The sequence below is a fragment of the Arthrobacter sp. V1I9 genome, from assembly GCF_030817075.1.
In the GTDB taxonomy this organism is placed as follows: Bacteria; Actinomycetota; Actinomycetes; order Actinomycetales; family Micrococcaceae; genus Arthrobacter.
Genome location: NZ_JAUSYU010000001.1, coordinates 1,463,735 through 1,485,603 on the forward strand (window position 1 = coordinate 1,463,735; position 21,869 = coordinate 1,485,603).

Below are 21,869 nucleotides of genomic sequence, written 5' to 3' on the forward strand. Positions count from 1 at the left end.
CCTCCGCACCGAAGGTATCGTCCTCCCGTGACTGCTTCACACAAAACGCCGTTCTACATCACCACGGCCATCACCTACCCCAACGGCGTGCCCCACATCGGCCACGCCTACGAGTACATTGCCACCGACGCCATGGCGCGGTTCAAGCGGCTTGACGGGTATGACGTGATGTTCCTGACCGGCACGGACGAGCACGGGATGAAAATCGCCCAGACCGCCGAAAAGGAAGGCATCACGGCGAAGCAGCTGGTGGACCGGAACGTCGAGGTCTTCAAGGCGGCACACTCGGCCCTGGGCATCTCGTACGACCGTTTCATCAGGACCACTGACGAGGACCACTACGCTGCGTCCCAGGCCATCTGGAAAAAGATGGAAGCCAACGGGGACATCTACCTGTCCAAGTACGAGGGCTGGTACTCCGTCCGGGACGAGGCGTTCTACGTCGAGGACGACACCGTGGTCAAGGACGACGGTGTACGCTACTCCAAGGAAACGGACACCGAGGTGACCTGGACCGCGGAGGAGAGCTACTTCTTCCGGCTTTCCGCCTACCAGGACAAGCTCCTGGCGCTCTACGAGGCCCAGCCGGAGTTCGGCGCTCCGCAGTACCGTTTCAACGAAGTCATCAGCTTCGTCAAGCGCGGCCTGGAGGACCTCTCCATCAGCCGCACCACTTTCGACTGGGGCGTCCCGGTCCCGGGCAATGACAAGCATGTGATGTATGTCTGGGTGGACGCCCTGACCAACTACCTCACCGGCGTGGGCTACCCCGACATCGACTCGGAAAAGTTCCGGACGTTCTGGCCGGCCGATGTCCACGTTATTGGCAAGGACATCTCCCGGTTCCACGCTATCTACTGGCCCGCCTTCCTGATGAGCGCCGGCCTGGAACTGCCCAAGCGGGTCATGATCCACGGGTTCCTGCACAACAACGGCGTCAAGATGTCCAAGTCGCTGGGCAACGTGGTGGCCCCGGCCGACTTCGTGGAGCAGTACGGCCTGGACCAGGTGCGGTTCTTCTTCCTCCGGGAAGTGCCCTTCGGCGCGGACGGCAGCTACAACCACGACGCCATCGTCGGCCGCATGAACGCCGACCTCGCGAACAACTTCGGCAACCTTGCACAGCGCTCTCTGTCCATGGTGGCCAAGAACTGCGGGGGCAAGGTGCCAACTCCCGGCGCGTTCACGGTGGCAGACAACGCCATCCTGGCGCAGGCCGGCGGCCTCCTCGAAGCTGCGCGGGCAGCGTTTGAGAAGCAGGAATTCAGCCGCGCCCTCGAAGCGGTCTGGGGCGTCCTGGGTGACACCAACGCCTACTTCGCCGAGCAGGCGCCGTGGGTGCTGCGGAAGACCGACGTCGAACGCATGAACACCGTGCTGTACGTGACCCTGGAAGTCCTGCGGATCGTGGCCATCCTCGCCCAGCCGGTCATGCCGACGGCAACAGCGGCCCTCCTTGCCACCCTCGGCCAGCCGGAGGGGGAGGCCCGCCAGTTCTCCGCCATCGGAACGCCGATTGCTGCGGGGACCGAACTGCCGGCTCCCTCGCCGGTGTTCCCCAAGTACGAGGAGCCTGCTGAGGCCAAGTAGTGCCGTGTTCCGGATGTGAGTACGTCCTACTGGGGAATCCGTATGTCAAAATCCCTAGCCTGATCCTGTTAGCAAACTGACAGTTCGCATCTGGGAGAACCGTCGCCCCGATGCTGTCTGTTTGCCTTTTTTGACCCGTCAGTGCGGGGCGGTCGTGTTCTCCTTGGCGTCTGCGCAGTTTGAAGCAGACTATGGACGGAGACGGAAATGAAACGGATCCTTGCCGTGCTGGGGGTTACGGGCCTCGCACTCACGGGTGCTTCAGCAACGGCGTTTGCCACGGACGAATCGTCCGGCGGCGGCGGCGAAAAGATCACCATCTGCCATGCAACGGGCTCGGAAACGAACCCTTACGTGCCAATCACCATCAGTCTCAACGCGCTGAATGCCCATATCGGCCACCAGCACGAAGAGGACATCATTCCGGCCAATGACGGGAAGGCGCTGCCCGGCGGGCGGAACCTGGACAAGGTGGACTGGTGGAATGCCGGTTGTGCCAAGCCGGGTGGATCGCCTCATGAGGACAAAGAGCCGCATGAGGACAAAGAGCCCCATGAGGACAAAGATAAGAAAATCACCATTTGCCACGCGACCGGTTCGGAATCAAACCCCTACGTGGTGATCACCGTCGCACTGCGGGGCCTCAATGGACACGCCGGTGACCATCACCAGCACAGCGCGGACATCATCCCGCCGAACCACGGGAAGGTGGTTCCCTACGGCCAGAACTGGACTGATGACGGCAAGGCCACGTACAACAACGGCTGCGTCCCGGTGAAGGTTCCGCCGGTAGTTCCGCCGGTGAATCCTCCAGTTGTTCCGCCCGCAGTGGTTCCTCCAGCCGTGGTTCCTCCCGCTGTGGTTCCCCCTGCCGTAACGCCGGTGGTTCCCGTCGCAGCCGCTCCACGCGGGGTGGCTGCCGGGGGCGGGGCAGGCGCTGTTGTTGCCCCGAACGAGGGCTTTAACGTGCAGACTGCAGTTTCGGAATCAGCGGGGCCGGCACCGGACCCCTGGATTGGAGGCGTGGCAGCAGTGCTGCTGGCGGGCGCGGCGATAACGGCACGGCGGACCCTGGCCGGCGGTGGCAGCCTCCGGCGCCTGCACCGCGGGTGAATGTTTTGAAAGCTCGATGAAGGGCAATTGACTGGATCATGCGCATGCGCCGTGCACGGATACGTGCGCGGCGCTTTGCGCGTCCTGCCGCCAGAAGTAGTGTTCGAATACTGAGACGGCTTGACCAGCATATGGATGACTTGGCTACCCTGAAAGCATGAGCGCATCCTCCATAAATCTTGCAGTTATCCCCGGCGACGGCATTGGCCCCGAGGTCATTGCGGAAGCACTCAAAGTGCTGGAAAAAGCTGTCGCCTCGGAGGGCGTGGAGCTCAAGCAGACGCACTACAAGCTCGGCGCGGAGCACTGGCTGGCCACGGGCGAAACCCTGCCGGACCATGTCCTGGCAGATCTCCGTACCAGGGACGCCATCCTGTTCGGCGCTGTCGGTGCAGCCCCCGGCGACACCCGCATCCCTTCCGGCATCATTGAGCGCGAGATGCTGCTCAAGCTCCGTTTCAGCCTGGACCACTACGTCAACCTGCGGCCGTCCCGGCTTTACGGAACCGTGGGCAGCCCCCTGGCCAACCCCGGCGTCATTGACTTCATCGTGGTCCGTGAAGGCACAGAGGGTCCCTACGTCGGCAACGGCGGCACCCTTCGTGCCGGAACCCCCCACGAGGTGGCCACAGAGGTTTCGCTGAATACCGCCCACGGTGTTGAGCGCGTTGTCCGGGATGCCTTCCGCCGCGCCAGCGCCAGGGAGCGCAAGCACGTCACCCTGGTGCACAAGCACAACGTCCTGGTCTACGCGGGACACCTCTGGAAGCGCACGGTGGAGGCCGTAGCGCAGGAGTTCCCCGAGGTCACCCACGACTACCTCCATGTGGACGCCGCGACCATCTTTATGGTCACCGACCCCTCACGCTTCGATGTGATCGTCACCGACAACCTCTTCGGCGACATCCTCACAGACCTTGCCGCGGCCATCACCGGCGGCATCGGACTGGCAGCTTCCGGGAACATCAACATGGACCGCACCGCGCCGTCCATGTTCGAGCCCGTCCACGGCTCCGCTCCGGACATCGCCGGCAAGGGCAAGGCCGACCCCACCGCCGCCATCCTGTCGGCAGCGCTCCTGCTGGACCACCTCGGCTACACCCGCGCGGCCCGCAGGATCGAAGCGGCAGTGGTTGCCGACGTCGAGAAGCGCGACGGCGGTGCACGCACCACCAGCGCCGTAGGCGACGCCATCGCCGCCGGCCTCTAACCCCGCGCCAGGGCCTCCGGCATCGGGCGTAAGCTTGTCTCGAATCACCAAATGCCGCCCCGCCGTTCAACGCTGAATGCAGGCGGCCGATCGTGGAGGAACCATGACCCAGACCGCCCATGGCGTCGAATTCAGCCAGCAGCCCTCGGCCAACCCGAAGTCTGCTGAAGAGCGTGCAGCAATCCTGGCCAACCCGGGATTCGGCAACCACTTCACCGACCACACGGCCATCGTCGACTACAGCGTGGACGCGGACGGCAATGGCGGCTGGCACAATGCCCGGGTGGAAGCGTACGGGCCGATCGCCCTGGATCCGTCGGCTGCGGTGCTGCACTACGGCCAGGAGATCTTCGAAGGACTCAAGGCCTACCGCCACGCCGACGGATCCGTTTGGTCCTTCCGCCCCGAAGCCAACGCCGCGCGCCTGAACAAGTCTGCCCGCCGGCTTGCCCTTCCCGAACTGCCGCCGGAGTACTTCCTGGGAGCCATCCGTGAACTCGTATCCGCCGACAGGGAATGGGTTCCGGCCGGCGACGGCGAAGCGCTGTACCTCCGGCCGTTCATGATTGCCACCGAGGCATTCCTCGGTGTCCGCGCGGCCCGCGAGGTTTCCTTCCGGGTCATCGCCTCACCGGCAGGCAACTACTTCGGCGGAGAACTGAAGCCTGTGTCCATCTGGATCTCACGGGAATACGCCCGCGCCGGCCGCGGCGGAACCGGCGATGCCAAATGCGGCGGCAACTACGCGGCTTCGCTGATTGCCCAGCAGGAGGCTGAAGCCAACGGCTGCAAGCAGGTCCTTTTCCTGGACCAGTTCAACGACAATGCGGTTGAAGAACTCGGCGGCATGAACGTCTTCTTTGTGATGAAGGACGGCTCGCTGGTGACGCCTGCGCTCACCGGTACCATCCTCGAAGGCATCACCCGGATGTCCGTCATCCAGGTGGCCAAGGACATGGGCCGTGAAGTCAGCGAGCGAAAGATCACCCTGGACGAGTGGCGTGACGGCGTTGCCTCCGGCGGGATCGCGGAGGTCTTCGCCTGCGGTACGGCGGCCGTCATCACCCCGATCGGAGTCCTTAAGGATGCCACCGAGTTCATCGGCTCCGACGATGCCAAGGCGGGGGAGACCACCATGGCCATCCGCGAGAAGCTGCTCGGCATCCAGACCGGCACCGTTCCCGACACGCATGGCTGGCTGACCCGGCTCGCCTAGCGGCGGCTTCAGGTCCGCAAAATTACGACGGCGCCCGGCAGGTTTTTCCTGCCGGGCGCCGTCGTGCGTGGATTCCGTCAGCCCCGGCCGGTGCCAATCAGCGCCGGGCGGCCTTCCGGGCGGCGTTCTTGAGGGCCTTGCGGGACACCGGCTTCAATGCCTTCCGCTCAGCTTCTTCGGCCAGGGCACGATTGCGGCGGGCATCAATGATGTCGTTCCACAGCGTTGTGGCAAAGACACCGCCGTCCTGGGCATAGACGTCGTAGGGGTAATCGGCAAATATGGCCGGCGTAGTGCTGCCGGTTGGCAAATCCTTTCCTGTTGCCCTTGCGACGGCGTCGCCCACAGCCCAGGTCCGGGTCAGGTGGTGCGTGAGGTTCTCCTGGACAAAGGAGTTTGCGTCGCTGGAGGCAGCGGCGCGCTTCAGCAGGATGTCCAGATCTTCGGCCAAGGAATTTTTGGCCCATTCCTCCACGGGTGCTGCCCCTGACCTGAAGTCATCAGCCAGGCCGTCCACAACATCGCTCCAGTCGGTGGTCTCGCGGAACTTCTTCCACGTGGGAAACCAGACGATGCTGCCCGTCGCGTGGTTATGGATGTGCTGGAGTCCGCTGTTTTTCTCCGTCGCGGCATGGTCGTGGCCGGCGGCGTCTGCTTCGGCGAGGAGATCTGCAAGCGTGGTTGTGCTCATGGCGTCTGGTTCCGGCTTCCTGGTGGGAATCATTGGGTTGTCATTGGGCTCAACCCGGTTCCCTGGCTGTTCTATTCCGATGCAGGGAAAGCCGCAACGGCATTTGCCGGTGCAAAGATGGGACAGTGACTTCAGCTTCCGGCCCCGTCCTCCAGCGCAGCTCGGCCCTGTCGCAGTTCATCCTGGCCCCCAATCCGGGACCCATGAGCCTGGAAGGGACCAACTCGTATGTGCTGCGGGCGGCCGGCCACCCAGGCGCCGTAGTGGTTGACCCCGGACCGCTGGACGAGGAGCACCTCCGGGCCCTTGCCGGTGCCGGCCCTGTTGAACTCATCCTCATCACGCACCGGCACGCGGACCACACTGCCGGTTCCGCCCGGCTGTATCACCTGACCGGTGCTCCTGTCCGTGCCGCCGATCCCGCCCACTGCCACGGAAGCGGCGTCCCGCTGCAGGACGGAGAGGTACTTGGCGCCGCGGGTCTTGAGGCCAGGGTGGTGGCAACGCCTGGCCACACCTCCGATTCGGTGTGCTTCCACCTCCCCGGCGACGGTCCACAGGGTTCGGTACTGACCGGGGACACCATCCTTGGCCGCGGCACCACGATGCTCGACTACCCGGACGGGACCCTTGGGGACTACCTTGGCTCCCTGGACAGGCTGGAATCCCTGGGGCCGGCCGCCGTCCTGCCCGCCCACGGTCCTGTGCTGCCGTCCCTGACCGATGCCGTCCGGGATTACCGCACGCATCGCCTCGGGCGGCTGGCGCAGATCCGCACGGCGCTGGACCGGCTGGGCCCGGATGCCACGGCCGGTGACGTCGCTGACGCGGTCTATGCCGACGTCGACCCTTCCGTCCGGCGCGCCGCTGAAACTTCTGTTGCCGCCCAGCTTCATTACCTGCGGGGCGGAACAGACCGGCTGTGAGCCGGACGGGCGCGCCCCCGGCGAGACGGTAGGGTAGGAGCCATGCGTATTGCCAGGTTTGTCGTCGATTCTGATCCCCTCTACGGCGTTGTCGAAGGTGACACGGGCAGTGAGGAAATCACTGTCATCCACGGGGACCCCTTCTTCAACGGGGTGGAGCGCACCTCCGTGCGGCACAAGCTGGAAGACGTCCGGCTGCTTGCCCCCATCATTCCCCGCAGCAAGGTGATCGGTGTAGGCCGCAACTTCGTGGAGCACGCGCACGAACTCGGCAACGAGGTTCCTGCCCAGCCGCTCCTCTTCCTGAAGCCCAACACCGCCGTCGTTGGTCCCAACGATCCCGTGGTGCTGCCGGAGTTCTCCGAGGAAGTCTCCTTCGAGGCTGAGCTGTGCGTGGTGATCGGGCGCATCTGCAAGGACGTGCCCGAGGAACGCGTGGACGACGTCATTTTCGGCTACACCTGCGGCAACGACCTCACGGCGCGGGATGTCCAGAAGAGCGACCTGCAGTGGACCCGGGCCAAAGGCTTTGACACCTCGGCACCCCTCGGCCCGTGGATCGAGACCGAGCTTGATCCGGAGGACGTGCAGATCCAGGCCCGGCTGAACGGGGAGCTGCGGCAGGACGGCAGCACCAGCCAGATGATCAGGGGAGTGCGGGAACTTGTGTCCGTTGTCTCCCAGGCATTCACCCTCCTGCCCGGTGACGTCATCATGACCGGTACGCCGTCCGGCGTTGGCCTGGTGAACCCGGGTGACCGCATCGAGGTGGAAATCGAGGGCATCGGCCGCTTGTCCAACCCCATAGTGCGCCGCTGACCTTTCGCCGCCGGGACGCCGGCCGCAGACGGTAAAGTTGGAGCCACTATGACTACTGCTTCTGCGTCGAATGCTGCCTCCATCCCGCCCGTTACCGCGGACACGCCCGTTCGGGTCCGGTTTTGCCCCTCGCCCACGGGCACTCCCCACGTCGGGCTGATCCGCACGGCGCTGTTCAACTGGGCCTACGCCCGCCACACCAAGGGGCACCATGGTGTTCCGGATCGAGGACACGGACTCGGCGCGGGACAGTGAGGAAAGCTACCACCAGCTGCTGGACGCACTGAAGTGGCTGGGGATCGACTGGGACGAGGGCGTGGAAGTAGGCGGCCCGCATGAGCCGTACCGGCAGTCGCAGCGGAGCGGAATCTACCAGGACGTCATTGCCCGGCTCCGGGAGGGTGGCTTTGTCTACGAGTCGTACTCCACGCCGGAGGAAATCGAAGCGCGCCACCGTGCCGCGGGACGTGATCCGAAGCTTGGCTATGACGGCTTTGACCGCCACCTGACGGAGGAGCAGCTCGCCCAGTTCAAGGCAGAAGGCCGCGACGCTGTCCTGCGGCTGAGGATGCCCGACGAGGACATCACCTTTAGTGACCTCGTGCGCGGCGAGATCACCTTCCGTGCCGGGTCGGTCCCGGACTTCGCAGTGGTCCGCGCGAACGGTGCCCCCCTGTACACGCTGGTGAACCCGGTGGACGACGCCCTGATGGGCATCACCCATATCCTCCGCGGTGAGGACCTGCTCAGCTCCACTCCGCGCCAGATTGCCCTCTACCGCGCCCTGTATGCCGTCGGCGTTGCACAGTACATGCCGGAATTTGGCCACCTGCCGTACGTGATGGGCCAGGGCAACAAGAAGCTCTCTAAGCGCGATCCGGAATCGAGCCTGTTCCTGCACCGGGAGCGCGGCTTCATCCCCGAAGGACTGCTGAATTACCTGTCGCTCCTGGGCTGGTCCCTGAGCGCCGACGAAGACATTTTCACCGTTGAACAGCTGGTGGAGCACTTCGACATCCATGACGTCCTGGGCAACCCCGCACGCTTCGACCTCAAGAAGGCTGAAGCGATCAACGGCACGCACGTCCGGATGCTCCCGCCTGAGGTATTCCGGGAACGCCTGGTTCCGTACCTGCGCGCAGCGGACCTGGTGGGGGAGATCCTGACCGACCGGGAAGAGGAGATCCTCACCGAGGCCGCTCCACTGGTCCAGGAGCGCATCACGCTGCTGGGCGAGGCGCCCGAAATGCTGGCGTTCCTCTTCAAAGCTGACGACGCCATCGACGTTGCCGCCGACGCCCGGAAGGGACTGCCGGAAAACCTGGCGGAAGTACTGGAGGCAGCCATTACGGCGCTCGAACGTGTCGAGGACTGGACGCCGGACAACATCCAGACTGCGCTCAAACAGGCCCTCGTTGAGGACCTTGGCATCAAACCCCGCCTCGCTTTCGGACCCGTGCGCACGGCCGTTTCGGGCCGGCGGATCTCTCCGCCGCTGTTCGAGTCCATGGTGATCCTGGGCAAGGGATCCTCCCTCCGCCGACTCCGCTCATTCCGCGGCTGATGACGACTCCCATGCAGGTAGGCGGCGCGGTCCTGGACACGCCCTTCGGCTCTGTCCGTGGCGTGCTCTTTGACATCGATGACACCTTGGTGGACCTCGAATTCTCGATGACCACCGCCCTGCGGGAGGTCAGCGAACACCTCCTGCCCGGCCTTGACCAGGCCGGGTGGGAGCGGTTCGGGCGGATCTTCACCCACGAAACCACGCACTACTACGACCGCTACCTGGCAGGTGAACTGACGTTCAACGAACAGCGCCTGCTGCGGGGCCGCGCGGCCTTGGGCCACTTTGGGGTTGAACTTACCGACGGCGAGCAATCACACCAGTGGCTCAGCGCCTACATGGAAAAACAGCCAGCCTACGTGAAGCCTTTTCCGGACGTGATGCCGCTGCTGGACCTCCTGGACAAGGCCGGCATCCCCTACGGCGCCGTCAGCAACAACGTCCATGACTACCAGCGGGCCAAACTGGACGGCGCGGGACTCGCGCGCATCCGGCGCCTGGTCGGAACGGACACCCTCGGCGTGGCGAAACCCGATCCCGCCATCTACCTTGAAGGCGTACGGCTTTTGGGAACCCACCCGGCGGACACGATGTACGTAGGAGACAACCGCCTCCTTGATGCCGAGGGCTCGACGGCGGCCGGCCTCCTGGGTGTCTGGCTCAACCGGGCGGGGGACCGCGGGGAGGGGTTCGAGGGCAACTCGATATCTTCCCTCGAAGGGCTGATCGCGTAGGAAGCAGCTGCGCGGGCCGTTTAGCTGACGGCCCGCGTCCTTCCCCCCAGAGGGGTGGGGGCCGCCGATTTGTGCGAGCCGGAAGTCTCGGGTAAAGTAATTTCTCGTGCTGAGGCGCACGGAGCAGGGTAAAGGCCCTGAAAACCGGCCCGAAAGTATCATTGGGATATGGTGTAATTGGCAACACTACGGTTTCTGGTACCGTCATTCTAGGTTCGAGTCCTGGTATCCCAGCTCTGTTTCAAGCCCCATTAGGGGGGTTGGCAGCAGAAGGTTCCAGCCGGTCCGCCGATTTGAAACCACAGCGAGGTGTGTGAAACAATCACTGAGCTTGACCAGCGGAAGCGCCGGTCTGAAGTATGGAAAAGTGCAGGGCCCCATCGTATAGCGGCCTAGTACGCTGCCCTCTCACGGCGGTAACGCGGGTTCGAATCCCGCTGGGGTCACCAATGAAATGGTCCCGGGCTAACGCCCGGGGCCATTTTTCGTTAACCGGGGGATTACCGGGTCCAAGGAGGCCGGAGCCCGCTGCCGGAGCCTGCGGAACGGCGCCGGCAGCGGGCATGAACTGGCATGATGTTGCTGTGACCTCCCCGAACGAGCAAGACCTCCCGCACGACGCGCAGACTGCCCCGCCGGCTTTGGCGGCAGTCACGCTGCTGGAAGAGGTGCGCGGAGATCTTGCCGGCGCTGCACTGCCGCTGGCATTGCCGGACGCGGAGCAGGCCCGGCGCGACGCTGCCGGTGCGGTTGCCCAGCTCGACGACTACATCCTTCCCCGCTACCGCAGCCTTGACGCCCCGCTCCTGGCCGTCGTCGGCGGTTCCACGGGTGCGGGCAAGTCCACGCTAGTCAACGCCCTGGTTGGCCACCCCGTCACCCGGGTGGGCGCTATCCGCCCCACCACCCGCCAGCCGAACCTCCTGCACCACCCGTCCGAGGCAGCCTGGTTCGAAGGGCAGCGGGTCCTGCCCAACCTGAGCAGGATTCGGGGATACGCCGCCAGCAGCCCGGTACCGGCCAGCCGTGCCGGTGCCATCCCGGACGCGGGGGCAATGTCTTCCCTCGTCCTTGTGGCCGACCCCGCAGTCCCCGCCGGTATCGCCGTCCTGGACGCCCCCGACGTTGACTCGATTTCGGACGACAACCGCAAGCTGGCAGGACAGCTCCTTGCAGCCGCCGATCTGTGGATTTTCGTCACCACTGCCAACCGCTACGCCGATGCCGTCCCTTGGAAACTGCTCCTGGACGCAGCCTCACGGGACATCATGGTGGCTGTGGTGCTGGACCGGGTACCGCCAGGGGCTGAAACGGAAGTCAGCGAGGACCTGCGCAGCCTGCTGGACCGTGAGGGCCTGGACGCGGCACAGCTGTTTATCATCCCGGAGACCCCTTTGGATCCGCTGGGCATGCTGCCGGCCGCAACGGTCCTCCCGCTGCGGACCTGGCTCGAAGAGCTGGCCGCAGATGCCGCCGGCCGTTCAGAGATCGCCCGGCGCACACTCAACGGGACGGTCAGGGCGTTGGCTGGCCGTGTTGCCGCCGTGGCGCAGGCGGTGAGGGAGCAGCAGGCCGCCGCGGACAGCCTTGAAGCCGCTGCGGCAGCGGCCTACCGTGATGCTGCGGGCCGGATCCTCGACGCTACAAAGGACGGCGCCCTGCTGCGGGGAGAGGTGCTGGCACGCTGGCAGGACTTCGTGGGCACCGGTGAGTTTTTCCGGCTCCTGGAACAGAACGTTGGCCGGTTCCGCGACCGGCTGGGCGCCTTCTTCCGCGGCGAGCCGGCCCCCGCCGTGCGGGTCGAGGCCGCCATCGAGACCGGACTGCAGGCCGTCATCGTCGATGAAGCTGCAAATGCCGCCGAGGACACCGACCAACGCTGGCGGACTGACCCCGCAGGGCGCCAACTGCTGGGGACGCACGACCTCTCCGGGACTACGCCCGGATTCGAGGACCGGACCGCCACCGAAATCAGGGCCTGGCAGGAAGCGCTGATGGAGCTGATCCGCACCGAAGGCCAGGGAAAGCGGACACAGGCACGCTGGCTGTCCTTTGGGATCAACGGACTGGGTGCAGCCCTGATGATCGTTGTGTTCTCGATGACCGCAGGACTGACGGGACTCGAGGTCGGCGTGGCGGGCGGAACCGCCGTCGTGGGCCAGAGGCTGCTGGAAGCGGTCTTCGGCGAGGACGCGGTCCGGCGGATGGCCGAAAAAGCGCGGGAGGACCTTCACGCCCGCTGCCAGCGCCTGTTGCAGGACGAGAAGCAAAAGTTCCTGGCCCGGCTGCCGGAGCGCGATGACAGCGGCCCGCAGACGCTCACCGCCCATGCGGACGCACTGGTCCGGCTGGCGGACACCGCATGAGCCGCCACAGCGATACCCGCGATGCGTCCCGGCTTGACCGGCGGCTTTCCGCCCTCAATGATGCCCGTGAGCTTGGCGAAGGTGTCCTTCCCGATGAGTCCCTCCAGGAAGTGTTTACCGTCCTTGAGCGGGCCAGTTCACGGCGGTCGCTTTCGGCTGACCATACCGTGGTGGGGTTCTTTGGAGCCACTGGCAGCGGCAAGTCCTCCCTGTTCAACGCGGTAAGCGGAGCTGAAATTGCGACGGCGGCAGCCCGCCGCCCTACAACGTCGGAACCTTTGGCGGGGGTGTGGGGAGCCGAGGGCAGTGAGCCCCTGCTTGACTGGCTGGAGGTCCGGAACCGGCACCACGCAGCGGCCGTGGAAGGGTTCGCTGACGAGGAAACCGGCCTGATACTGCTGGACCTGCCGGACTTCGATTCCACCAGGGCATCCAACCGGGCAGTGGTCCAGCGGATGGTGGGCCTGGTGGACGTCCTGGTCTGGGTTCTTGATCCCCAAAAGTACGCAGACGCAGCCGTGCATAATGACTTCCTGTCGCGCCTGGCCGCGCACGGTGCCGTCACGCTGGTGGTCCTCAACCAGGTGGACCGGCTGCCGGAGCATGACGTGCAGCCCGTCCTTGATTCGTTGCGGTCCATCCTTGCCAGGGACGGACTGGCCAAGGTCCAGGTGCTGGCGGCCTCCGCCCTGACAGGGTCAGGGGTGGACAAGGTCCGGGAGGCTGTCCGCAGCGTAGCCGTTAAGCGCAAAGCCCAGTCGCAACGGCTCGCTGCAGACATCACCCGGGCTTCCGCGGAACTGGGCGCTGTGTCCGGCGGGGGAGAGGCCGCGGCTGTCCGGCCGGCAGCAAAGGCACGCCTTGCTGATGAGCTCGCCGTGGCAGCCAACGTACCCACGGTGGTCCGGGCGGTGGCCCAGTCGTACCGGCTCGAGTCCGTGAAGCGCACAGGCTGGCCAGTGACGAGGTGGCTCTCCAGGTTCCGGCCTGATCCGTTGCGCCGGCTCAATCTGCGAAGTGCTGCTCCGTCTGAACTGAACCGAACCTCACTGCCGCCCGCGGGGGCGCCGGAGCGGGCCCGGACGGACGCGGCCGTGCGGGAGTTCGCCGATAATGCCAGTGCGGGCGCTCCCGGCCCTTGGCGGGCCGCCATCCGGGGCGCGGCCCGGGAGGGCAGGGAACGCCTTCCTGACGCGCTTGACCAGGCCATCGCCGGAACGGAACTTGCTGCGAACCGCAGGTCCTGGTGGTGGGGTCTGTTCAATGTGGTGCAATGGCTTGCCCTGCTCACCGTGCTGGGAGGCCTTGGCTGGCTCGGCGTCCTGGCCGCCCTCGGCTATTTCCAGATGCCCGTTCCGGAGGTGCCAAGGGTTGAGGGCTGGCCGGTGCCAACGCTGATGATCGCAGCCGGCGTGGTGCTGGGGATCTTCCTGGCCATTACCGGCCGTTTTATTGCCGCTGCCGCGGCAAATGCAAGGGCGGCGAGGGCGAGGAAACGGCTTAATGCTGCGGTGGCCGGTGTTGCCCAGGAACTTGTGGTGGAACCCGTGGAGGTCGAAATCACCAGGCTTGCCGCGTTTAACGCCGCGCTGAAAACGGCCGGGCCGGGGTAGGCGCCGCCCCTGCCGGAAACAGGAAGCCGGAAGCGGCTAACCCGCGGCGGCAGCGAGATCCGCAGCGGCGTCCCGAACCTTGATCAGGGTCCGCAGGTTGCGTGTTGTGGTGGCGGCTTTGAACCTGGGTTTGGCGGAGATCCTGCTGAAAGGACTGTCCAGTGTTCCGCCCGCCGGCGCCAGCCAGGCCAGTGCCTCGGGTCCCAGCCTCTTCTGCTCCACCCCCTCAAGCGCAGCTCCCGCAGCTTCGAGTTCGTCCAGCATCGCTTCGTCCGAGGAAACCGTGATGTAGGTGTGGGTGCTTTTGTCATCGTCCGGGTAGGGGCAGGCTGCCACCAGTTCGGACACCCGGGCTGCCTCCAGCACCACCACCCAGGCGTCGTAACCGAACGCATCGCGGAGGCACTTCTCGCACGCCCGTTTTACCGCCGCAGCATCCAGGCTGCTGGCCAGCACAACGTTTCCGCTGGCAAGGAGGGTCCGGGCAGCGGAAAAGCCCGCAGCATGCAGCGCCTCCCGGAGATCGGCCATCTTGATGTTGATGCCGCCCACGTTGATGCCGCGAAGAAAGACTGCGTAGCTGCCCATGGCGAAAATCCTAGCCCCCGCCGTGCAGGCCCTGGCTGTCCGGCCGCTGGTTTACGTCAGTCGTTGTTTTTCCGCAGGGCCTCGGTGAGGACCCGGCCCGCGTTGCAGACCACTTCCGCGTGGAGCCTGCCCGGCTGCCGGGTGAGGCGCTCGATGGGCCCGGAAATCGAAACAGCGGCTATGACCCGCCCGGAAGGTCCACGCACCGGTGCGGAAACTGAGGCGACCCCCGGCTCACGTTCGCCGAGGCTCTGGCCCCACCCCCGCCGTCGTACGCCTGCCAGGACCGTAGGCGTGAAGCGGGCCGACTGCAGCCCTTCAAGCAGGCGGTCGTGGTCCTCCCACGCGAGCAGCACCTGGGCAGCCGATCCTGCCTTCATGGACAGCTGCGTGCCGACCGGGATCGTGTCGCGGAGCCCGATGGGGCGTTCGGCGGACGCAACACAGACGCGCCAGTCACCCTGCCTGCGGAAGATCTGGGCACTTTCGCCCGTGGCATCGCGCAGCTGCATCAGCACGGGGCCGGCGGAAGCGATCAAACGGTCCTCGCCTGCAGCCGACGCCAGTTCAACCAGACGGCTTCCCAGGACGAAGCGGCCCTGGATGTCGCGGCTTACCAAGCGGTGATGAACGAGGGCCAGCGCAAGGCGGTGGACAGTGGGCCGGGCAAGGCCGGTTGCGGCCACCAGCTGCGCCAAAGTGGTGGGGCCGGCCTCGAGTGCATCAAGCACATGGGCCGCTTTATCAATGACGCCGACTCCACTAGAATTGTCCATGTAATGATATTGCCGTCTCATTATCTGAGATGCAAATCTTTCGGCTGGCGCAGTGCGAACGCGTACTGGTTCAGTGGAACTCATCAGCCAAACAGCAGTGAAGGGAGATGGCCATGGCAAAGACATTGGCCGAGAAAGTCTGGGACGCGCACGTGGTGCGCAAAGGCGACGGCGACGGTGCCAACGCCCAGCCCGACCTTCTCTTCATCGACCTCCACCTTGTCCACGAGGTCACGTCTCCGCAGGCTTTTGAGGGCCTCCGGCTTGCTGGCAGGAAGCTGCGCCGGCCGGACCTGACCATCGCCACCGAGGACCACAACACCCCCACGCTGGACATCGACAAGCCTATCGCCGATCTCACCAGCCGCACCCAGATCCAGACCCTCCGCAACAACTGCGCCGAGTTCGGTGTCCGGCTGCATTCCCTCGGCGACGCCGAACAGGGAATCGTGCACGTGGTGGGCCCGCAGCTGGGCCTCACCCAGCCGGGCATGACTGTTGTCTGCGGTGACTCGCACACCTCTACCCACGGAGCTTTCGGCGCACTCGCCATGGGCATCGGGACGTCGGAGGTGGAACACGTTATGGCCACCCAGACGCTGTCGCTGAAGCCGTTCAAAACGATGGCCATCAACGTCGAAGGCACGCTGCGGCCCGGCGTCACGGCCAAGGACATCATCCTTGCCGTCATTGCCAAGATCGGCACCGGCGGCGGCCAGGGCTACGTCCTGGAATACCGTGGGTCGGCCATCCGCGCGCTGTCAATGGATGCCCGGATGACCATCTGCAACATGTCCATCGAAGCCGGCGCACGTGCCGGCATGGTGGCCCCGGATGACACAACCTACAACTACATGAAGGGCCGTCCACACGCGCCGGAAGGCGCTGACTGGGACGCCGCCGTCGAATACTGGAACACGCTGCGCACTGACGACGACGCCACCTTCGACGCACAGGTGGACCTGGACGCGGACACCCTGGAGCCGTTCGTCACCTGGGGCACCAACCCCGGCCAGGGCGTCTCGCTGTCCGAATCCGTGCCGTCCCCGGAGGACTTCGGCGACGAAAACGCCAAGGCCGCCGCCGAACGCGCCCTGCAGTACATGGGACTGGCGGCCGGCACGCCCATGAAGGACATCCGGGTTGACACTGTGTTCCTCGGATCCTGCACCAACTCCCGCATGGAGGACCTGCGCGCCGCTGCCGACATCATCCGCGGCCGCCGGAAGGATCCGAACATCCGGATGCTGGTGGTGCCCGGTTCGGCGCGGGTCCGGCTCGAAGCCGAGGCCGAGGGCCTGGACAAGGTCTTCAAGGACTTCGGCGCGGAATGGCGCTTCGCCGGCTGCTCCATGTGCCTGGGCATGAACCCGGACCAGTTGGACGTGGGAGAGCGCTGTGCGTCCACCTCCAACCGCAACTTCGAAGGGCGCCAGGGCAAGGGCGGCCGCACCCACCTGGTGTCCCCGGTGGTTGCCGCAGCGACGGCCATCCGCGGCACGCTCAGTTCGCCGTCGGACCTTGATCCTGATCCTGAATCCGCCGCCATCCGTACCGACGCAGCCTAGGACACGCCATGGAAAAGTTCACCACCCACACCGGAATCGGTGTCCCGCTGCGCCAGAGCAACGTAGACACGGACCAGATCATCCCGGCCGTCTACCTCAAGCGCATCACCCGCACGGGGTTCGAGGACGCCCTGTTCTCGGCGTGGCGCAAGGACCCGGCCTTCATCCTGAACCAGGCCCCATTCAGCTCCGGGTCCGTCCTGGTGGCAGGTCCGGATTTCGGCACCGGCTCATCCCGCGAGCATGCCGTCTGGGCGCTGAAGGATTACGGCTTTAGGACCGTGCTCTCCTCCCGGTTCGCCGACATCTTCAGGGGCAACTCCGGCAAGCAGGGTCTGCTCGCCGCCGAAGTTGCGCAGGATGACATCGAACTGATCTGGAAGGAACTGGAGAACGCCCCCGGGACCGAGGTCACTGTGGACCTCGCGTCCAAGACAGTGGTCTGCGGCAACATCGTGGCACCCTTCGACATCGACGACTACACCCGGTGGCGCCTGCTCGAGGGCCTGGACGACATTGGGCTGACCCTCCAGCACGAGGCGGACATCACTGCCTATGAAGCAACGCGTCCCGCCTTCAAGCCGAAAACCCTGCCGGCCCGCCTTTCCTGACCCGGCTTAGGCAGCCCTGCCTGCCTCCGGAACGCGCGACGGCGGTGCGCCACACCGTGCCGTCGTCGCCCGCGTATTTCGGTTCGGTAACGCGACCTCCTATGCTTGGTTGGAGCCTTTACAAGGGTTTGGGGGCTAGTCATCGTTAGGAAACCGGTATATGAGTAGTGTTCTGACAATCCGCGGCGGAGTCCCGCTTACGGGCCGCGTCACCGTCAGGGGAGCGAAAAACCTCGTTCCTAAGGCAATGGTGGCAGCGTTGCTGGGCAACGAACCGTCGGTGTTGCGGAATGTGCCGGAGCTCAAGGACGTGGAGGTCGTCACCTCCCTCCTGCAGCTGCACGGCGTTACTGTGGTCAAGGATCCGGTGAGCGGGGACCTGACTTTGGACCCGAAAGCAGCCAAGACTGCGCCCAGCACCGCTATCGACGCTCATGCCGGCGACTCCCGGATTCCCATCCTGCTCTGCGGCCCGCTGATCCACGCCATCGGCGAAGCGTTCATTCCGGACCTGGGCGGCTGCAAGATCGGCGACCGTCCCATCGACTACCACCTTGATGTGCTCCGCCAGTTCGGTGCCGTGGTGGAAAAGCGGCCCGGCGGCATCCACATTTCCGCTCCCAAGGGCCTGCACGGTGCCAAGATCTCCCTGCCGTACCCTTCTGTCGGTGCCACCGAGCAGGTGCTGTTGAGCGCCACGCGCGCCGAGGGCATCACGGAACTGTCCGGAGCTGCAACGGAGCCGGAGATTATCGACCTCATCGCCGTGCTGCAGAAGATGGGCGCAATCATCAGCGTCCAGACCGACCGCACCATCCGCATCGAAGGCGTCCGCGACCTCGGCGGCTACAACCACCGCGCGCTTTCGGACCGCAACGAGTCGGGCGTCGTGGGCCTCCGCTGCCCTGGTGACAAAGGGTGACATCTTCGTTGAAGGCGCCTCCCAGCGCGACATGATGACTTTCCTCAACACCTACCGCAAGGTGGGCGGCGGCATGGACATCGGCGAGGACGGCATCCGCTTCTACCACCGCGGCGGGAAGCTCAACCCGTTGGTTTTGGAAACAGACGTGCACCCCGGCTTCATGACCGACTGGCAGCAGCCGCTGGTGGTGGCGCTGACACAGGCCGAAGGCGTCTCGATCGTCCACGAGACTGTCTATGAAAACCGGTTTGGCTTCACTGATGCCCTCATCCGGATGGGTGCCAGCATCCAGGTGCACCGTGAATGCCTGGGCAGCGTGCCCTGCAGGTTCGGCCAGCGCAACTTCCTCCACTCCGCCGTCATCTCCGGGCCCACCCAGCTCAAGGGAACCGACATCGACGTGCCGGACCTCCGCGGCGGCTTCAGCCACCTGATCGCAGCCCTGGCGGCCACGGGAACCCTCCCGCGTGACCGGAATCGACATCATCAACCGCGGCTACGAGCGCTTCACCGAAAAGCTCGCCGGACTTGGTGCCGACTTCGACATCACCACGGCGAAGTAACGGAACCGACGTGAAGGAATCGGCCAAGAGCCGCGCCACCCTCGCGGTGGTCGCCGCCATAGTACGTCCCTTGTTCAACCTCATGATGGACAAGAAGTGGGAAGGCACCGAGAAGCTGCCTGCCGGCGGTTTCATCGCCGCGCCCAACCACTGCACCGAGATTGACCCACTGATCATCGGCCACCTCCTCTATAACCACAAGCGCGCGCCGCACTTCCTGGCGAAGGCCGGACTCTTCAAGGTTCCCGTTCTGGGCTGGGTCCTGCGGGCAACCAAGCAAGTCCCGGTGGAACGTTCGACGGCGGGTGCCAACCGTTCGCTGCAGGTTGCCCAGGAGATTGTTGCGGAAGGCGGCGCCATCATTATTTATCCTGAGGGCACACTCACCCGCGACCCGGACCTGTGGCCCATGAAGGGCCACACCGGCGCGGCACGGCTGGCCCTTGAAGGCGGCATTCCCGTGGTCCCGATCGCCCACTGGGGTGCGCACGAAGTGTTCCCGCGCTACGGCAAGCGGTTTCACCTGTTCCCCCGCAAGAAGTCGAGGGTGGTGGTGGGCGAACCCGTCGATCTCAGTGCCTTCATCGGCCGGCCATTGGACAAGGCCACGCTGACCGGGGCGACTGAGGCCATCATGGACGCCATCACCACGCTCCTGGCGGAACTCCGGGATGAGCAGCCGCCGGCAGAGCGCTGGGATCCGGCAAAGCAGCAGCAGGCAAAGCACGGCCGCTTCGTAGAACGCGGGCAGCAGAAAACCGGGGAACGGACGGCCGGTGACCTCTGAGGGGAATCACCCCGGTTCGGCCCGGTCCGTTGCAGTGCTCGGAGCGGGCTCCTGGGGGACGACGTTCGCCAAGATCCTGGCCGATGCTGCCACCGCGGCCGGAGAGCCGCGCGCCATCCGCCTCTGGGGCCGGCGGAGTGAAGTGGTGGAGGAAATCAACACGTTCCACCGCAACTCGCAGTACCTGAAGGACATTGCCCTCCCGGACAGCATCACGGCCTCCACGGACGTTCGCGACGTGTTTGAAGGGGCCGATCTCGTGGTCCTGGCCGTCCCGGCCCAGTCCCTGCGGCCGCAGTTGCGCGGGTGGAAGGACCTGGTCGCACCCGGTGCCATGGTGGTTTCCCTAATGAAGGGCCTTGAACTCAGTACCGACGCGCGGATGAGCGAGGTCATCAGCGAGGAACTCGGCCTGCCCACCGAGCGCATTGCCATCGTCTCCGGGCCGAACCTTGCCATGGAGATTGCCCGTGAAGAACCCACGGCCTCCGTCGTGGCCTGCACCGATTCGGCTGCTGCCGGCTGGATCGCCCGCAGCTGCACTGCACCCTACTTCCGGCCCTACACCACCTCAGACATCGTTGGGGTGGAAATCGGCGGCATCGTCAAGAACGTGATTGCCCTGGCGGTGGGCATTTGCGAAGGCCGGCAGATGGGGGACAACACCAAAGCCTCGGTGATCACCCGCGGACTGGCTGAAACGTCGCGCCTTGCCCTTGCGTTGGGCGGGGACGCGAAAACGATGGCCGGCCTGGCCGGCCTGGGCGACCTGGTGGCAACCTGCTCCTCGCCCCTGTCCCGGAACCACACTGCCGGACGGCTGCTGGGCCAGGGCCTCACGCTGGAGGAAGTGGGCCAGAAAATGACCCAGACCGCCGAAGGCATCAAGTCCGGCCAGGCCGTCCACGAACTGGCCGCAAAGCTGGGCGTCGACATGCCGATTACGGCCGCCGTCGTGGCCGTGCTGGCAGGCAAGCTGTCCGTTGACCAACTGGGGCCCGTCCTGCTGGCCCGGGAACTGAAACCTGAAGGCGATTACTGACAATGTCCCATGACAAACTCACCGCAGCAGAGCCGGCCGGCGGGGCAAAGCCCCGGGTGGCGGTACTCTTCGGCGGCCGTTCCAGCGAGCATGCCGTCAGTTGCGTGACCGCGGCCGGCGTCCTCGGCGCCATCAACAAGGATAAGTACGAGGTCATCCCGATCGGGATCGCCAAGTCCGGGCAATGGGTCCTGGCCGCCGCCGATACTGCGCAGTGGTCCCTGGCAGCGTCCTCGCTGCCCGAGGTGGTTCCGTCGCAGCAAACGGTGACGCTGGCCCAGATCGGCGGCGAACACCAGCTGATCGTGGCCTCCCCGAACGAGGTCCCGCAGGAACTCGGTGCCGTGGACGTGGTGTTCCCACTGCTGCATGGACCGTTCGGCGAGGACGGCACCATCCAGGGGCTGTTGGAACTCTCCGACACCCGGTACGTCGGAGCCGGCGTACTGGCCTCGGCAGTGGGCATGGACAAGCACTTCATGAAAGTGGTTTTTGAGGCTGCGGGCCTTCAGGTTGGTCCTTACATTCCGGTGACCGACAGGCAATGGCGCAAGGATGCGGAATCCGTGCGGAAGCAGGTGGACCGGCTTGGCTTCCCCGTTTTTGTGAAGCCTGCGCGGGCCGGATCGTCCATGGGAATCTCGAAAGTTGATTCACTCGAGGAGTTGGACGCCGCCATCGAGGAAGCACGGCGGCACGACCTCAAACTGGTGATTGAGGCGGGAATCACCGGCCGGGAGATTGAATGCGCGGTGTTGGAAGGCCGGGGCACCGACGCCCCCAGGACGTCCATGCCGGGAGAGATCTCCGTGGCCGGCGGCACCCACGAGTTCTACGACTTCAACGCAAAGTACGTCGAGGACGATGCCGCATCGCTCAGCTGCCCGGCGGACCTCCCGGAGGAAGCGATTGCAAGGGTGCGGGAGCTCTCCGCAGCCGCCTTTGATGCGGTGGGGGCAGAGGGCCTAAGCCGGGTGGATTTCTTCTACACGCCGGACGGCCAGCTGATCATCAATGAGATCAACACCATGCCGGGCTTCACGCCGAAAAGCATGTACCCGCAGATGTGGGCCGCCTCAGGGCTGGACTACGCCGAGCTGATCGACGAACTCATCTACCTGGCCCTGAACCGCAAGACCGGGCTCCGCTAGATTCCTGGGTGTT

The 21,869-nt window shown here is 65.3% G+C and carries 17 protein-coding genes, 2 tRNA genes and 2 pseudogenes; 18 read left to right on the plus strand and 3 right to left on the minus strand.

Annotated features, from left to right (window positions below; all coding sequences use genetic code 11):
* The first annotated feature begins 27 nt into the window (after positions 1–27).
* The 4 genes from metG (at position 28) to QFZ70_RS06885 (ending at position 5,129) form a co-directional block, all read left to right on the plus strand.
* Complete coding sequence (gene metG / locus QFZ70_RS06870) at positions 28–1,590, plus strand: methionine--tRNA ligase (protein WP_307094660.1); 1,563 nt, start codon at positions 28–30, stop codon at positions 1,588–1,590.
* Positions 1,591–1,797: 207 nt separating this feature from the next.
* Positions 1,798–2,703, plus strand: coding sequence for a hypothetical protein (locus tag QFZ70_RS06875; RefSeq protein ID WP_307094661.1), 906 nt, complete (start codon positions 1,798–1,800; stop codon positions 2,701–2,703).
* Between the two features lie 157 nt (positions 2,704–2,860).
* Positions 2,861–3,913, plus strand: a complete 1,053-nt coding sequence (locus QFZ70_RS06880) for a 3-isopropylmalate dehydrogenase (RefSeq protein ID WP_307094662.1) — start codon at positions 2,861–2,863, stop codon at positions 3,911–3,913.
* Between the two features lie 103 nt (positions 3,914–4,016).
* Positions 4,017–5,129, plus strand: coding sequence for a branched-chain amino acid aminotransferase (locus tag QFZ70_RS06885; RefSeq protein ID WP_307094663.1), 1,113 nt, complete (start codon positions 4,017–4,019; stop codon positions 5,127–5,129).
* A 97-nt stretch (positions 5,130–5,226) separates the two neighbouring features.
* Here QFZ70_RS06885 and QFZ70_RS06890 read toward each other — a convergent pair whose 3' ends face one another.
* Complete coding sequence (locus tag QFZ70_RS06890) at positions 5,227–5,820, minus strand: hypothetical protein (RefSeq protein ID WP_307094664.1); 594 nt, start codon at positions 5,818–5,820, stop codon at positions 5,227–5,229.
* 125 nt (positions 5,821–5,945) lie between these two features.
* Here QFZ70_RS06890 and QFZ70_RS06895 point away from each other — a divergent pair, with 125 nt between their 5' ends.
* From QFZ70_RS06895 to QFZ70_RS06930, 8 genes and pseudogenes are all read left to right on the plus strand, one after another.
* Positions 5,946–6,746 carry an MBL fold metallo-hydrolase gene (locus tag QFZ70_RS06895; RefSeq protein ID WP_307094665.1) on the plus strand — a complete coding sequence of 267 codons (801 nt, stop codon included), beginning with the start codon at positions 5,946–5,948 and terminating at the stop codon, positions 6,744–6,746.
* A 42-nt stretch (positions 6,747–6,788) separates the two neighbouring features.
* Positions 6,789–7,565 carry a fumarylacetoacetate hydrolase family protein gene (locus QFZ70_RS06900; RefSeq protein ID WP_307094666.1) on the plus strand — a complete coding sequence of 259 codons (777 nt, stop codon included), beginning with the start codon at positions 6,789–6,791 and terminating at the stop codon, positions 7,563–7,565.
* A gap of 48 nt (positions 7,566–7,613) precedes the next feature.
* A pseudogene (gene gltX, locus QFZ70_RS06905) lies at positions 7,614–9,129 on the plus strand (glutamate--tRNA ligase).
* The gene (locus tag QFZ70_RS06910) at positions 9,129–9,866 is read left to right on the plus strand and encodes an HAD family hydrolase (RefSeq protein WP_307094667.1); all 738 of its coding nucleotides are present in this window, start codon (positions 9,129–9,131) and stop codon (positions 9,864–9,866) included. Before gltX ends, QFZ70_RS06910 begins: the two are co-directional and overlap by 1 nt.
* Before the next feature lie 162 nt (positions 9,867–10,028).
* Positions 10,029–10,100: transfer RNA gene (locus QFZ70_RS06915), tRNA-Gln, on the plus strand.
* 139 nt (positions 10,101–10,239) lie between these two features.
* Positions 10,240–10,315, plus strand: a tRNA-Glu gene (locus tag QFZ70_RS06920).
* A gap of 135 nt (positions 10,316–10,450) precedes the next feature.
* Entirely contained in the window at positions 10,451–12,232 is a 1,782-nt protein-coding gene (locus QFZ70_RS06925; RefSeq protein ID WP_307094668.1) for a dynamin family protein, read from the plus strand.
* On the plus strand, positions 12,229–13,845 hold the full coding sequence (locus QFZ70_RS06930) for a GTPase (RefSeq protein WP_307094669.1): 1,617 nt from the start codon (positions 12,229–12,231) through the stop codon (positions 13,843–13,845). Before QFZ70_RS06925 ends, QFZ70_RS06930 begins: the two co-directional genes overlap by 4 nt.
* Before the next feature lie 36 nt (positions 13,846–13,881).
* On the opposite strand, the gene QFZ70_RS06935 is transcribed toward QFZ70_RS06930, so the two are convergent.
* Both QFZ70_RS06935 and QFZ70_RS06940 read right to left on the minus strand, forming a co-directional pair.
* Entirely contained in the window at positions 13,882–14,433 is a 552-nt protein-coding gene (locus tag QFZ70_RS06935; protein ID WP_307094670.1) for a DUF1697 domain-containing protein, read from the minus strand.
* Between the two features lie 56 nt (positions 14,434–14,489).
* Positions 14,490–15,209, minus strand: coding sequence for an IclR family transcriptional regulator (locus tag QFZ70_RS06940; RefSeq protein ID WP_104042168.1), 720 nt, complete (start codon positions 15,207–15,209; stop codon positions 14,490–14,492).
* Between the two features lie 113 nt (positions 15,210–15,322).
* Here QFZ70_RS06940 and leuC point away from each other — a divergent pair, with 113 nt between their 5' ends.
* The 6 genes and pseudogenes from leuC to QFZ70_RS06970 all read left to right on the plus strand — a co-directional run bounded on the left by leuC (position 15,323) and on the right by QFZ70_RS06970 (position 21,856).
* Positions 15,323–16,777 carry a 3-isopropylmalate dehydratase large subunit gene (gene leuC, locus QFZ70_RS06945; RefSeq protein WP_307094671.1) on the plus strand — a complete coding sequence of 485 codons (1,455 nt, stop codon included), beginning with the start codon at positions 15,323–15,325 and terminating at the stop codon, positions 16,775–16,777.
* Positions 16,778–16,785: 8 nt separating this feature from the next.
* Entirely contained in the window at positions 16,786–17,388 is a 603-nt protein-coding gene (gene leuD / locus QFZ70_RS06950) for a 3-isopropylmalate dehydratase small subunit (RefSeq protein WP_307094672.1), read from the plus strand.
* A 160-nt stretch (positions 17,389–17,548) separates the two neighbouring features.
* Positions 17,549–18,876: pseudogene (murA, locus tag QFZ70_RS06955) on the plus strand (UDP-N-acetylglucosamine 1-carboxyvinyltransferase).
* Positions 18,877–18,886: 10 nt separating this feature from the next.
* A complete protein-coding gene (locus tag QFZ70_RS06960; RefSeq protein ID WP_307094673.1) occupies positions 18,887–19,663 on the plus strand; it encodes a 1-acyl-sn-glycerol-3-phosphate acyltransferase in 777 nt (258 codons plus the stop codon).
* On the plus strand, positions 19,653–20,705 hold the full coding sequence (locus QFZ70_RS06965; RefSeq protein ID WP_307094674.1) for an NAD(P)H-dependent glycerol-3-phosphate dehydrogenase: 1,053 nt from the start codon (positions 19,653–19,655) through the stop codon (positions 20,703–20,705). Before QFZ70_RS06960 ends, QFZ70_RS06965 begins: the two co-directional genes overlap by 11 nt.
* 2 nt (positions 20,706–20,707) lie before the next feature.
* Complete coding sequence (locus tag QFZ70_RS06970; RefSeq protein WP_307094675.1) at positions 20,708–21,856, plus strand: D-alanine--D-alanine ligase family protein; 1,149 nt, start codon at positions 20,708–20,710, stop codon at positions 21,854–21,856.
* The last annotated feature ends 13 nt before the right edge of the window (positions 21,857–21,869 follow it).

Excerpts from the sequence above, each read along its gene's own strand:
- QFZ70_RS06875 (WP_307094661.1), top strand. The coding sequence starts at position 1,798 with ATGAAACGGATCCTTGCCGTGCTGGGGGTTACGGGCCTCGCACTCACG.
- QFZ70_RS06880 (WP_307094662.1), top strand. The coding sequence starts at position 2,861 with ATGAGCGCATCCTCCATAAATCTTGCAGTTATCCCCGGCGACGGCATT.
- QFZ70_RS06885 (WP_307094663.1), top strand. The coding sequence starts at position 4,017 with ATGACCCAGACCGCCCATGGCGTCGAATTCAGCCAGCAGCCCTCGGCC.
- QFZ70_RS06890 (WP_307094664.1), bottom strand. The coding sequence starts at position 5,820 with ATGAGCACAACCACGCTTGCAGATCTCCTCGCCGAAGCAGACGCCGCC.
- QFZ70_RS06900 (WP_307094666.1), top strand. The coding sequence starts at position 6,789 with ATGCGTATTGCCAGGTTTGTCGTCGATTCTGATCCCCTCTACGGCGTT.
- QFZ70_RS06910 (WP_307094667.1), top strand. The coding sequence starts at position 9,129 with ATGACGACTCCCATGCAGGTAGGCGGCGCGGTCCTGGACACGCCCTTC.
- QFZ70_RS06930 (WP_307094669.1), top strand. The coding sequence starts at position 12,229 with ATGAGCCGCCACAGCGATACCCGCGATGCGTCCCGGCTTGACCGGCGG.
- QFZ70_RS06935 (WP_307094670.1), bottom strand. The coding sequence starts at position 14,433 with ATGGGCAGCTACGCAGTCTTTCTTCGCGGCATCAACGTGGGCGGCATC.
- QFZ70_RS06940 (WP_104042168.1), bottom strand. The coding sequence starts at position 15,209 with ATGGACAATTCTAGTGGAGTCGGCGTCATTGATAAAGCGGCCCATGTG.
- leuC (WP_307094671.1), top strand. The coding sequence starts at position 15,323 with ATGGCAAAGACATTGGCCGAGAAAGTCTGGGACGCGCACGTGGTGCGC.
- leuD (WP_307094672.1), top strand. The coding sequence starts at position 16,786 with ATGGAAAAGTTCACCACCCACACCGGAATCGGTGTCCCGCTGCGCCAG.
- QFZ70_RS06970 (WP_307094675.1), top strand. The coding sequence starts at position 20,708 with ATGTCCCATGACAAACTCACCGCAGCAGAGCCGGCCGGCGGGGCAAAG.